Origin of the sequence: Xanthomonas euroxanthea, assembly GCF_903989455.1 — a bacterium.
GTDB lineage: Bacteria > Pseudomonadota > Gammaproteobacteria > Xanthomonadales > Xanthomonadaceae > Xanthomonas > Xanthomonas euroxanthea.
This window is the reverse complement of the sequence record NZ_LR861803.1, coordinates 1,397,268-1,410,969: the sequence shown is the minus strand read 5'-3', so window position 1 is coordinate 1,410,969 and position 13,702 is coordinate 1,397,268. Positions and strand designations below refer to the sequence as shown.

General features: G+C 65.0%; 6 protein-coding genes. All 6 read right to left on the bottom strand.

What is annotated here, in order from left to right; genetic code table 11:
- Positions 1–85: 85 nt before the first annotated feature.
- Positions 86–2,827 (bottom strand): RHS repeat domain-containing protein, encoded by a 2,742-nt coding sequence (locus H7A86_RS06095; RefSeq protein WP_119132545.1) that lies wholly within the window; start codon positions 2,825–2,827, stop codon positions 86–88.
- 432 nt (positions 2,828–3,259) lie between these two features.
- On the bottom strand, positions 3,260–5,380 hold the full coding sequence (locus H7A86_RS06090; RefSeq protein WP_119132544.1) for an alpha/beta hydrolase family protein: 2,121 nt from the start codon (positions 5,378–5,380) through the stop codon (positions 3,260–3,262).
- A gap of 175 nt (positions 5,381–5,555) precedes the next feature.
- Positions 5,556–6,842, bottom strand: a complete 1,287-nt coding sequence (locus H7A86_RS06085) for a carbohydrate porin (RefSeq protein ID WP_119132543.1) — start codon at positions 6,840–6,842, stop codon at positions 5,556–5,558.
- A 233-nt stretch (positions 6,843–7,075) separates the two neighbouring features.
- Positions 7,076–9,502: a glucose/quinate/shikimate family membrane-bound PQQ-dependent dehydrogenase gene (locus H7A86_RS06080; protein ID WP_232099262.1), complete on the bottom strand. Its 2,427-nt coding sequence runs from the start codon at positions 9,500–9,502 to the stop codon at positions 7,076–7,078.
- A 301-nt stretch (positions 9,503–9,803) separates the two neighbouring features.
- Positions 9,804–10,649, bottom strand: a complete 846-nt coding sequence (locus H7A86_RS06075; RefSeq protein ID WP_425509738.1) for a transporter — start codon at positions 10,647–10,649, stop codon at positions 9,804–9,806.
- Between the two features lie 832 nt (positions 10,650–11,481).
- Positions 11,482–13,452 carry an OPT family oligopeptide transporter gene (locus H7A86_RS06070; protein ID WP_119132542.1) on the bottom strand — a complete coding sequence of 657 codons (1,971 nt, stop codon included), beginning with the start codon at positions 13,450–13,452 and terminating at the stop codon, positions 11,482–11,484.
- Between the last annotated feature and the right edge of the window lie 250 nt (positions 13,453–13,702).

The window sequence follows — 13,702 nt, the reverse complement described above, 5'->3', positions numbered from 1 at the left end:
GGCTCGCCTTCAATGTATGGCCAACGCGCACCGTTACGCCCATCCAGGCCTAACGGCATCCTGATTCATTTCGATTGCAGCCTGACTAAAGACCGGGCCCCGAGCGCACCAGCTCCAGAGGTTTGCCGAAGACGTCACGGGTGATCGTGGTCGAAACGCCTTCCGGCTCGTCGATCCCTACAGGTGCTGCATAGCTGGGTTGACCGAAGACCTGGAAGCGTTCGGTAGTCGCGTTGCCGCGCGGATTCGTGGTTTTGCGCTGAAATCCTGAGAGGTATTCGGTGGTGGTTGCCAGCACACCGCCTTCGGCATCGTGCTCCACACGTACCGCCCGTCCCAATGCGTCGTACTGGGTTCGCGTGCCTAGGACGGACTGGTTGTAGGCGGAGATGCCGCGTTGCGGATAGGACTGGAAGGCCAGGCGGCCCGCGCGGTCGTAGCGCTTGACGACCTGCACCGATGTCCCGGCCGGATCGGCCTGATCGACCGTCTCCTCCAACACCGGACGCCAGAGCGCATCAAGATAGCTGGTGACACGTTTATTTCCCTGCGTCGTGATGACGCGCCAGTGCCCGGCAGGAAGTCCCAGCTCGACGCTGCCGACACTGCGGAAATCCGACGCCACCGGATTCCACTCGATATCATCGCCAGCAGGATAGCCGAGACGTGTCAATCGACCCATCGCGTCATAGCTGTAAGAGGCCGAGTAGCCGTTTTCATCGGTGGTTGAATTGATCCAACCCATGTCGTCAACTGCCGCCGACTCGATTGTACCGTCTGCGTAGCGAATGGATTCTGGAATACCGCGCTTCCACGACGGAATCGCTGTCGTGTTACCTGCACCATCGGCCACGCTCGCCACCATGCCGTTGGGGTGGTAGGCAAACGTCTGCTGGAGCTTGCCGAAGACGTACTGTCGTAAGGGCAGCGCAGTGGCGGTGTCGTAGTCCGTATTGCTGGTGACTCTTCCGGTACCGTCATAGCGTTGGCTCAGCACTTGACCCATGACCCAGAGCGAGGGTTGATCCTGGTAAGTCACCGTGTCCTGGCGACTGTATCCCAAGCTACTCCATTGAGTTATCGTCAATGGGCGAGCCATCACATCGAACGTGTCCACCCTACGATTGAAGACCACGCCATCCAAGGACACGCTCGCTGCATTTTCCGGCCGCAAGTACTCGGAAGAGAAACCGTCGCCCCGGTCTTGCTGCGTGCTTCCGATTCTGGCAGCGAAGGGTTGCCCTTCGAACGGCCACAGGTAGCTGGTCGTTTCGACCTGCTGGATGGCTGCAGGTCCCGAGCCGCGCTCCACCTTGAGAAGCTTTCCTTCGTTGTAGCGGTAGCTATTGCCGAAGGTGTAGCGAACCCAAATGTTTTCCGGCTCGCTGACTTCGGTCACCTGGGTGCCGGAACAGCTCTCCGACTTGCAGACCACGGCTGCACAATCGCCACTGGTGCAGGTGGGACCGGTGCCAGCGGCAAACGATGCGACACCGCCATATGCGTAGCTCCATTCCGCCGGATCGATACCAGGGCCGGACAAGCGCTTTTGGGTAAGCGCGAAACCGTCGTAAGTCATCGCATAGCGCGCGATGTCGTCGTTGGGATTGTTGTTCGGGGTGGCGTAGTTGTTGCAGACACGCGGCACATTCGAACGCCCCCTACCGACCACCGATACCGTGAATTCGCCGACCGCACCTGAAGGGTGAGTCATTGTTCCCTTCGCGTCCGGAGGGCTGACGATAAATCCGGGGTAGCCGCAGGTACGCACGATATCTTCAGGAGAGACAGCCTGCTCGTACCAGATCGCTGCCGACGCCAGTGCTGCCATGTCGAGAGACCAACGACTACCATCCGGAAGATCGATCGCGCTCAGATGGCCGGCTTGAGCCGACGGATACGTGTAGTGGTACGTCCACGTTTGAGTTCCACTGGTGATGCGGGAAATATGCCCACGCTCGTTGTAGGCCAATGCAATCGATCGTCCATCGCTACTTGAGACAGCATCAAGCCTTGCCGGCGCGTTCGCCGCATTGCTATAGCTATAACTGACCCAGTTACCGAACCGGTCTTCGACACGGGTGGCGTACAGGACTGCCTGCCGCCGTCCCAATGTGTCGGGGCTGCCGCTCGAATCGGGACGCAGCAGGACCGGTTCACTATATTGTGATTGCCAGTCGAACCAATACTTCACACCATCCTGCGTGATCGCCAGGAATCCCTCGCCAGATGCATTCTTCTGTGCGGCGATACAGGAAAAATAGGTGAAATCAGGTGCTATCCAGGTATAAGGCCCCCCATTGGTCGGCCTGGGTAAACTGGTGTTATCCGCCACAAGCATGTCCTGCCTTCCACGGCCAGGAATGATCAGCTGATTGCCGTGCCAGTACTCGCTGGCAAGGAACAGAGCGCCGTTGTCCGACGTTGCCGTGGCCGGTTGACCGTTTCCGTTATGGGTACATGCACTCGCCCAGCCCGTTGTGTTGGCGAAGACACCAGACAGACGTGGAACTTCGAGGTCCCAGTCGGCAAATGGCAGATCGTTGATGACATAGCCTTGCCGATTGGTAATCGCCAGGCTGCGGCCCAAGCTTAGATCCAACGCATTTCCCGGCAAGCTGACATCGACGGTGGAAAAGCTCAGCGCCCCGCTGTAGAGATCGACTTGGTCGCCGAACAGCGTTGGCCCCAGCGCGGTCACTGCCTGACGGTTGTGAATCAGCTTGTCGTACTCTTCCCAAGGCGCTTTGGCATTGGATTGGGCGCTTGCCCATCCAGAGAAGAAAATTCCCATGACCAGCGCAATCCCTGCCCGGCTGACATTCATTACGAGCCTCTGACGGCATCCCTTTTTTCCCGATCATCCAAGCGAAAGATGCACGCTGTCAAGGCATTGCAGATAGACCTTAATCTTTATCGCGCCGCCGCAGAAACCAAAAAATGCCGGAAAACACTCCAACTGCGGACAGGGAATATCTTAATCACTGCGACACCAAGAGAATTCCGCTATTTCAGCTGAATTTGCCGCGCAGTGGTTTTTCTTGTTTATCTAGACCTACCAGGTCCTATGACAGGCTTTACTTGCGCACGATGGACACATCCACGGGTACGCCAGATGGCGCTGCACCAGCCCTCACTCGCTTTGGGCGTACAGCAAACCAAACGTACTCCACTCTTTTCAGTCGCTCCCGATCAGTCTGACCCCAGGGTTGCTCCCACCAACCGGCACGCCGCTCCAGGCGGCGTGCCGGTCGCCCCCTCACTGGCCGATATGCTGCTTCAGCCAGCTGTTGACGGTGTCGTGCCACAGCACGCTGTTGTCCGGCTTGAGCACCCAATGGTTCTCGTCCGGGAAGTACAGGAACTTGGAGTCGATGCCCTTGCGCTGCAGCGCGGTGAACGCGGCCAGGCCCTGCTCGACCGGGATGCGGAAATCCTGCTGGCCGTGGATGACCAGCATCGGCACTTTCCACTTGTCCACGTGCAGCACCGGGTTGAACTTCTCGTAGCCGGCCGGGTTCTGCCACGGCGTGCCGCCGTTTTCCCATTCGCTGAACCACAGCTCCTCGGTGGCATAGCCCATGGTGCGGTTGTCGAACACGCCGTCGTGGTCGACCAGGCACTTCCACGGCTGGTTCCAGTTGCCTGCCATCCAGTAGACCATGTAGCCGCCGTAGCTGGCGCCCAGCGCGCAGGCCTTGTCGCCGTTGAGGAAGCCGTATTGCTTCTGCGCGGCGGCCCAGCCCTTCTGCAGGTCTTCCAGCGGGCGGTCGCCCCAATGCTGGCTGATTGCGTCGGTGAATTCCTGGCCGTAGCCGGTAGAGCCGTGGAAGTCGATCATCACCACCGCGTAGCCCTGCCCGGCATAGGTCTGCGGATTCCAGCGGTTGCTCCAGCCGTTGCCGAAGCTGCCCTGCGGCCCGCCGTGGATCAGGAATGCCACCGGGTAGGTCTTGCCTTCCTGGTAGTTGTACGGCTTGACCACGTAGCCGTGCACGGTGTCGTTGTTCCAGCCCTTGAACTGGAACTGCTCATAGTCGCCGAACTGCACGTCCGGCAGCAGCTCGCCGGCGCTCTGGGTGATCGCACGCAGGCCCTGGCCCTGCACGTCGCTGACAAACACCTGGTCGCCGCTCTTGAGCGAGTTGCGGGTGAACGCCAGCGTGGTGCCGGCCAGCGTCGGTGCATGCACAACGCCCTCGCCGACCAGTTTGGTCGGGGTGCCGGTGGCGATGTCGATCTTGAACAACGGATGCTCGCCGAGGTCGTCGGCGCTAGTGTAGATGCTGGCGCCGTCATCGCTCAACACGATCTCGCCGGCCGAGCGGTCCCACTTGGGCGCGATCTCGCGCGTCTTGCCGCTGGCCACGTCCATCGCCATCAGGCCGAAACGGTCGGCTTCGAAACCGGGGCGCTTCATCGCGCGGTAGTACAGCGTCCTGCCGTCGCTGCTGAACACCGGGCCGGCATCCCAGGCCGGGTTGGCCGCGGTCAGGTTGACCGGCGCCGCCTTGCCGGCCGCATCCAGCCGGTACAGGTCGAAGTTGGTCTGCCACGGCTCGTCGTTGCCGGTGGGCTTGGCGGCGGCCTTGGCGTTCTTGCCCGCTTCCGGGCCATGTGGCTGCGGGATGCGCACGCTGGCCACCACGCTGGCACCATCGGGCGACCAGGTGTAGTCGTCGTTGCCGCCGAACGGCTTGGACGGCGCATCGCCGGCCAGCGTGGCGCTGATCGCCGAGGCGCCGACCACGGCGTTGGCGCCGGCAGCCGGCAGCTCGGCGACGAACAGCGTATTGCGGCGGCCGTCGTTCCAGGTATCCCAGTGCCGCACGAACAACTGGTCGTAGACCACGCCGCTGGCCTTGGCGTTCTTGACGCTGGCGAGTTTGGTCTTGGTGCACGCCAGGTCCGAGCCGCAGTCCTGGAACACGCCGGCACTGAAGGCGATGCGCTTGCCATCGGGCGAGAGCTTGTAGCTGTCCACGTCCACTGCGAACGCGGTCACTTGCTGCGGCGTGCCGCCAGCCAGCGGTTGTGCGTACAACTGCTGCGTGCCGGATTTACTGCTGAGGAAATACACCGTCTTGCCGTCCGGCGACAGCGCCGGGCTGTTGACATTCCAGCCGTCGGGCGTGAGCCGCCTGGGCGGCGCTGCATCGCGGGTACGCAGGTTGCGCGTCCACAGGCCGGTGGACGGCTTGCCGTTGCTGCTCTTGGCCTGCCGCTTGGCAAACACCAGCACGCTGCCGTCGGGGCTGAGCGTGGGCGAGGACACCCGGTCCAGCGCGACCATGTCGCGCACATCGAATCCGCGCGCGGCGGCAAGACTTGGCAAGGTAGCCAGCAAACACAGGGGCAATACGGCGTGACGCAGCTTCATCGAGAGTTCCCGCAACGGCAAAACGTCGATGGTAGGCGTTGCTGCAGCGCACGCGCAAAGGTAGGAGGTCATGCGCGCGCAGGTGCCGCACGTTGCTGCGCCCGGTACCGGCCCGATGCGCGCCATGCGCATTGGAGGTCGGCAACGGCGCCCCACGCTGCAGCGCAGGTGGTGCTCAGAACGTGAGCTTGGCCTGCAGCCCGACCACCAGTGCGTTGTGCGTGCGGGTATAGGCGTAGGTTCCGGGGTTGACGATGTATTGCACGTCCGGCCGCAGCATCAGCCACGGCGTGAGCTGCGCGCTATAGGCGAGCTCGTAGAGCTCCTCGGCAGCGCTCAGGCCGACCAGTGGCGAATCGGCCGGCACGCCGGCATCGATCGACTCGGCGCGGCGTGCATCGAGCAGCCGATGATTGATCCGGCCGGCCACATAACCCAGGGCGATGCGGTCCTGCGTGCGTGCGCCAATGCCCTGGTACACCCCACCGACCGAATACCAGCGTGTCATCAGCGCACTGTCGTGGTCGCTGGCCATGAACTGGGCGAATCCGGTCAGGCCGATGCTGGCGTCCGCTCCGGGAGTGACCAGCTTCTGTTCGACCAGCAGATAGGCGCCGTCGCGTCCGGTGCTGCGGCTGGTATCCAGCCCACGCCTGGCGACCGTCGAGGAGTCGTAATAGCCACCGAACTTGTACACGCCCGGATAGCGCGAGGCGGCCGGCTTCCAGGTGAATTCGAGCGGGAAGATCGCACCGGTGGTGCCGCTGGCGAACGGCTTGAACGCGTAGGTGTCGCGGGCGCCGAAGCCCAGATTCGGATTGACCTGGAACCAGCCGGCATGCAGGTTGAGCTGCGGAGTCAGCTGCTGCGCCCCTTCGATGCCCCAGCGCGCGGCCGGGTAGTTGTACCAGCCACTGTTGGCCGAAAACGCCAGCGGATGCGCGCAGAACGCGGCATTGACGAAGTTCACCAGCAGCGTGTGCGAGGCGAACTGGTTGCCCATCGCATAGAAGCCCAGTTTCAGATACGTGCCGCCCTGGTGGAAGCTGCGGTCGTAGCTGAACTCGCTCAGGCGGGTGTACTGGCCGCCGTACACTTCCTGGATGGGGAAGCGGTTGCCCACCAGGTCGGCGGAAGTGCTGCGGCCGCGGCGGTCGTTGATGGTGACATGCAGGCTGCCACCGTCCCAGCCGGCGAGTTTGGCCATGTCCAGATCCACGCCCACCCGCAGTTGCTGCGCATAGCGCGCACTGTTTTTTTCGTAGCCGCCGTCCACCACGCCGAACGTCTCGGACACGTAGTCGCCGCGAACGCTCACTCCGTGCTCGGCCCAGGCTGACCGACGCCCGCCCCAGTCGCCGGTCAGCGTGGTGTCGCCCGCGGCGACTGCGGTGGCCGGCAGTGCCAGCAGCAAGGCGTAGCCCAGCGCACTGCGGCGCGGGAAAAAAGTCAGACGATGCATCGTGGTTCTCTGAGTCGGGGCAGCGTGCACCGCCGGCGGTGGCGATGCAGGGCGGTGATGCCCAGGCGCCGCTGCGGTAACGGGACCGTTGGCCGGATGCGCCAGGCACCCGGCCGTCGGGTTGCGCCAAGCGCGGCTGACACGCCGGTGCGCAGCCGTCAGGCGCGCGCGGTGTGTTGGCCGCTCCAGGACCACGCGAGCAGATGCCGGCGTGGTCCTGCGTGGGCGGTGGGTCAGTGCGCGTCGGGCAAGCTGTAGGCGATGACGTTATCGCCACGATCGGGCGACTGCCGCGCACCGCCGGCACTGATCACCACGTACTGTTTGCCGGTCTTGTGCGAGACGTAGGTCATCGGCCCGCCCTGACTGCCGACCGGCAGGCGGCCCTTCCAGAGTTCCTTGCCGGTGCCGTTGTCGAACGCGCGCAGGTAGTAGTCCTGGGTGCCGGCGATGAACACGAGCCCGCCCTGCGTGGACAGCGTGCCACCCAGCGTCGGCATGCCGATCGGGATCGGCAGATGCATCTTGATGCCGAACGGGCCGGTGTCCTGCACCGTCCCCACCGGCACCTGCCAGGTGATGCTGCGCGTCTTGAGGTCGATTGCGCTGAGCGTGCCGTACGGCGGCGCCTGGCATGGAATGCCCAGCGCCGACAGGAAGCGGTTCTTGTTGACCGCATACGGCGTGCCCTTCAGCGGCACGGCGCCCATGCCGGTATTGACTGCCTCGCCACCACCGGACGCCTCGGCCTTGCGGGTGTCGGCGGGAATCATCTGCACCCACAAGCCCAGGCGCATGTCGTTGGCGAAGATGACGTCATGCACCGGGTCGGTCGACAGGCCACCCCAGTTCATGCCGCCCAGCGAGCCGGGAAAGCTCAGCGACACATCGGTGCCCGGCGCGGTGTACAGGCCTTCATACCGCATCTGCTTGAACGCGATGCGGCACAGCATCTGGTCGATCGCGGTGGCCCCCCACATGTCCGATTCGGTCAGGTGCCGGGTGCCGATCTGCGGCATGCCCACCGACAGCGGCTGGGTCGGCGCGTACTGCTCGTGCGCAATATCCGAGCCTTTCACCGGCACCTCCCTGACCTCGGTCAGCGGCTTGCCGGTGGCGCGATCGAGCACGTAGATCTGCCCGGCCTTGGTGCCGATGACCACGGCCGGGGTGTGGCTGCCGTCCTGGTTGGGGAAGTCGATCAGGCTGGGCTGCATCGGCAGGTCGAAGTCCCACAGATCGTTGTGCACGGTCTGGTAGACCCACTTCTCCGCACCGGTGGTGGCATCCAGCGCCAGCACCGAGGCGCCGTAACGGTGATCGAGCGCGGTGCGCTCGGCGCCGTACAGATCGGTCGATGGCCCGCCCAGCGGCAGGAACACGGTGTTCATCGCCGCGTCGTAGGACATCGGTGCCCACACGTTCGGCGTGCTGCGCACATAGCTGCTGCCGGCGGCCGGCGCCTGGCGATCATGCGGATTGCCCGGGTCGAAGGCCCAGCGCTGCGCGCCGGTGACCACATCGAAACCGCGCACCACGCCACCGGGCATGTCGGTCTGCACGTTGTCGGCCACGCGTCCGCCCACCACCACGGTGGTGCCGGCCACCAGTGGCGGCGAGGTCAGTTGGTAGAACGGATCCGGCGCAGCGCCCAGGCCGGCCTTGAGATCGATCTGGCCGTTGCTGCCGAAACCCTGGCAGAACGCACCGGTGTCCGCATCCACCGCGATCAGGCGACCATCGATGGTGTTGGTGAACAGGCGGCGACGGCAGTTGGCATCCTGCGCCACCGCCACTGCGGTGATCGGCGAGGGATTGGCCACGCTCGGCGTCGGCAACGCCGCATCGGCATCGAAGTAGCCCAGGCCACGGCAGCGCTGCCACACCGACGAGGTCGCATTGATCTCGCGCCGCCACAGCTGCTTGCCGGTGCTGGCGTCGAGCGCAATCAGATTGTTGTGCGGTGTGCACAGGAACACGGTCTCGCCCACCTGCAGCGGGGTCAACTGGTCTTCGGCACCGTTGCCGTCGCTGTTGGCGATCTCGCCGGTGTGGTAAGTCCAGGCGACCTGCAGCTGGTCGACATTACTGCGGTTGATCTGGTCCAGCGCAGCGAAGCGGCTGCCGCCATCGGTATTGCCGTAGGCGGACCAGTTCCGTTGCGCGCTTGCCGGCTGCACCGCCGTCATGCCGGGCCCGTGCTCGCCTGCCACCGGCGGATGCGGCACGAACATGCCGCCGATACCGGCCACGACCGCCAGCGCCAGCACCGTTGCCACGCCATAGGCAGTACGCCCGGCCGGCAAGGCCCGGCTACGCCGCAGCGCCGGCCAGGCCAGCGCCACCAGCACGGCGAACGCCGCAGGCAGCATCAGCCGCGAGATCAGCGGCCAGAACTCCAGCCCCGCATCCCACAGCGCCCAGACCAGCGTCAGCACGAAGGCGGCGCCGTACACCAGCGCACCGGCCGGCCGACGCAGCACGATCAGCACGCCGGCCACGGCGGTCGCCAGGCCCATCAGCAGGAAGTACCAGCTGCCGCCCAGGCTGGCCAACCTCGCGCCACCCAGCAGAAAAATCAGCCCCACCAGCGCAATCAGCATGCCCAGCACCAGCAGCAATGCCCGGCCCGGGACCGGCAACTTCGATTTCGTTTCCACGTTGCAACACCTCGATCAGGAGATTCCGCCCTGCACCGCGCCCGGCATTCCGATCTGGATGCTGCAAGGTGCCCGCACGGCGGCCAGTAGAGGCAGCATCACTGCCCACTTTCCGTCACTCCCCTCCCCGGCCCACGTACCGCTGGTGGGACCGGCACCGGCATGCCCGGCAGACTGACGACATAGTGTCGCACCGCACCGGGCATTTATTACATATCTGAAGCGGTTGCCTGCAGAACACTGCAGTCCGCACAGGCGCGGACCGCAGCGGCTTTTGTGTGCGCAGCGCGCGCTGCGCGCCTCAGAAGCGGTGCGACATGCCCACATACACCTGCGCGTCCGGGGTGCGGTCGTTGAGGCCGAAGTTGGCGCCCACATCCAGCTGCAGCAGCGGATTGAGCAGATACGCAGCGGCGATGTCGGCCGAATACTGCTCGATGGTCTGCGCCGGGTCGCGGTTGATCGACGACCACACTTCCACCGCCATCGACAACTTTGCGGTGAGCGGATGCGCCAGGTTGATCGCGTTGACGATGGCGACATGCTTGCCGCTGCCATCGCTGTCGGCCAACCAATCCACCTCGGGCCCGAAGGTCAGCGAGAAACTGTTGGGCAGCGCGAAATTGATCGGCAAGGCGACGCCGCCTTCCCACTCGTCGTTGCCCAGGCCGGTGCGCGCGGTCGGTGCCTTGACGAACGGCAGCAACGCCACGCTGGCGGTATCGCTTTCGTAGAAACGCGCCTTCATGCGCAGGAAGATATCTCCGCCGCCGCTCAGGCTGCTGCGCGCGCCGGTGGCGCGGTCGGTGGTCTTGACCTGCAGCTGCGGTGCCCAGTTCAGCTGCAGATCGATGCGGTCGCTGACGCCGTATTTGAGCGTGGGATTGGTGAAGTACGCCGTTTCGACGCGGGTGGCGGGCTGGCTGTCGCGGGTGTAGCTGCCGATATCGGTCTCCAGCTGCCAGGCGCCGGTTGGCACGGTACAGGTGGAATTGGCCTTGGTCGGGCGATCGGTACACAGCGCCGCTTCGGTGGCCTCTTGTGCCTGTGCCTGCAGCGCGAGGCTGCTCAGCACGCCGGCCAGGGCGAGGCTCAACAAGGGGACGCGTCGTGCGCGGGTGGAGCGGTGGGAGATGGCAGTCAGCATTGCAGTGGTTTCCATGGCAAGACGCTGGACAGCTCGCGTGAACGGTCAGCGTTGGGGAGGGGGAATGCGCGTGGATGTCGAACGACTGCATGGCCGCCAGTCTGGCGGCGTGTTGCCAATCGATCTTATAGGCGTCGGCGGGCCTGAAGACGCCGTCGGTGACAAAAGCGGCCTCAACAGTGTGCGGATGTCGCACAGCGTGATGCGAGTCGCTTTTCCACGCCCATCGTGGATGGGGTTACGCGGTGCGAGGACGTGCGCGGTGGCGCGTCATCGGGATCGATCGAGGCATGCGGTCGCCGTGGTGCACCCATCGGTGCGGGAGACGGCACGATACGGAGCAGCGGCATAAAGTCGCTATGCACGCGGCCTGCGCAGGGCGTAAAGCCGGCGCAAAGGCGCTGCAGTGGTGCAGACGCGATGGCCTGGGCGTTGGGCGTGCGTTGCCTGAGCGCAGGCGCGTAAGGCGTCGCCGGATTGCAGCTGCGCGCGTGTCGGCCGATCAGCAGGTCAGCCGGGCGCGCCGATGTCGTTGCCCTGCATCGACAAGGCAGATCTGCTCACGGGGGCAACATACGATCTTGCGGAAACGTGCGGAATGGGACGTGCCCGCCACGGCGTGGCATCGCCGATTCGATGGGCCGTGCGTGCCGGAAATGCGGCTCCGCTTGCCGCGTTCGTCATGGGGCCGCATCCGAACCGCGCGTCCTGCGATGCACCCGGCACAGCGGCAATTCGACCGCAATGCCCCAACAAAAAACGGACACGCATCCAGCGATGCGTGTCCGTCCAGAGGCAGCGCGCAGGCGCATGCCTTAGTGAAGCGTCACCCTCAGGCGGCCTGTTCGCCGCGCTTGCCAACGCGGTACAGCAGCCAGCCGACCAGGGCGAGGATCGCCAGGCCGAACCATTGGTTGAGCTGCAGGCTGGCCGGCAACGCCAGCACATCGGCACGGCTGGACAGCACGATCGGCACCGCGATGGCGATCCCCATCAACGCCTCGCCGGTGATCAGGCCGGCGGCGAACAGCACGCCCGGGCGGTGCACGCGGTCGCGGCCTTCCTCGTCGTCGGCGCGGATCTTGTGGAAGCGTTCCACCAGATGCGCGATCAGGCCGCCAATGAAGATCGGCACCATCAGCTCCAGCGGCAGGTAGATACCGATCGCCGCCGCCAGCACCGGCACGCGGAAGCGCTTGCCGGTCTTCTTCAGCCATTCGTCCAGCGCGATGATCGCCGCGCCCACGCCGGCACCGATGGCAATCATCGACCACGGCAGCTGCCCACCGAACAGGCCCTTGGCGACCGAAGCCATCAGCGTGGCCTGCGGCGCAGCGAGCGAATTTGGATGCTGCGGGGTAGCCGGGCCGATGCCGTAGGCCTGCGCGAGCAGGTTCAGCACCGGCGCCATGATCAGCGCGCAGGAAAACGCGCCGATGCCCAGCATCAGTTGCTGCTTCCACGGCGTGGCGCCGACCAGATAACCGGCCTTGAGATCCTGCAGGTTGTCGCCGCCCACCGCTGCCGCGCAGCACACCACCGCGCCGATCATGATCGCCGCCACCGCACCCAGAGGCGCGGCGCCGATGCCGACCGGCACCAGGCCATCCTTGCCCAGCAGCAGCACCAGCACTGCCGAGGCGAACAGGATGGTGGAGATGGTGATACCCGAGACCGGGTTGTTGGACGAACCGATCAGGCCGGCCAGATAGCCGGACACCGACACGAACAGGAAGCCGGCCACGATCATGATGATGGTCATCGGGATCGACACGTGCCACTGCTGCACGATTGCCTGGTACAGGCCCAGCAGCGGCAGGGTGCACAGCACCAGCGCCACCAGCATCCACTTCATCGGCAGGTCGCGTTCGGTCTCGGCAACCACACCGCCACCGCTCTTGCGCGCAGCGGAAAAGCCGCTCTTGACCCCGGACAACAGCGATTTACGCAGCGAGAACAGCGTCCACACGCCGCCGATCAGCATCGCGCCGACACCGAGGTAACGGATCTTCGCGCCCCAGATGCCGAATGCCGTATCGGCCGCCGGCGCGCCGACCAGGCTCTGCGCCAGTGCCGGGTCGCTGCCCATGAAGAACTGCTGGTACAGCGGAATGGCGATATGCCAGGACAGGATCGACCCGGACAGCACCACGATGCCGACATTCAGCCCGACGATGTAGCCCACGCCCAGCAGCGCCGGCGACAGGTTGGTACCCAGATAGCCGACCAGGCGGCTGCTGCCCAGGTAGGTGGCCTGCGCCCAGGTGTCCGGGATCACCCGCAGGCCGCTGGCCGCACCCAGCTTGACCAGCGCACCGATGGCGCCGGACATGGCCAGGATCTTCAGGCCCGGGCCGGGATTCTCGCCGGCCTTGAGCACCTCGGCCGCGGCCTTGCCTTCGGGGAACGGCAGCGGGTCTTCGACGATCATCGAGCGCCGCAGCGGCACCGAGAACAGCACCCCGAGCAACCCGCCCATGCCGGCGATACCGAGCACCCACCAGTACTTGAAGTCCGGCCAATAGCCCATGATCACCAGCGCGGGAATGGTGAAGATCACCCCGGCCGCGATCGACGAACCGGCCGAGGCACCGGTCTGGACGATGTTGTTTTCCAGAATGGTGCCGCCGCCGAGCAGGCGCAGCACGCCCATCGAGACGACCGCGGCCGGAATGGCGGTGGCGATGGTCAGGCCGGCAAACAGGCCCAGATAGGCATTGGCGGCCGAAAGCACCACCGCCAGCACGATGGCCAGCACGACGGCGCGGAAGGTGAGCTGGCGCGGTTGCGCGTCATGGCTCATTGGGCAGTTCCCCTGTGGCAAAAAATCCGCACCACGCTAGCGCCTACGCGGGGTTCCGTCCAGCTGCGCCGCGGCGTGACAGTGTGCGTGATGTGGCGACTGGAATGCCTGAAGGTGTGTCCACCAGGGCGGCAGGCGTGCATCAACGTGTGCCAGCGGCTGCATCGTCATCTCGGGGATCTTCTACCGGTGACGATGCGTCGGCTGCTGCACCGACGCTGGCAGCGTTGGCGCGGCCGTTTGCCGCAGC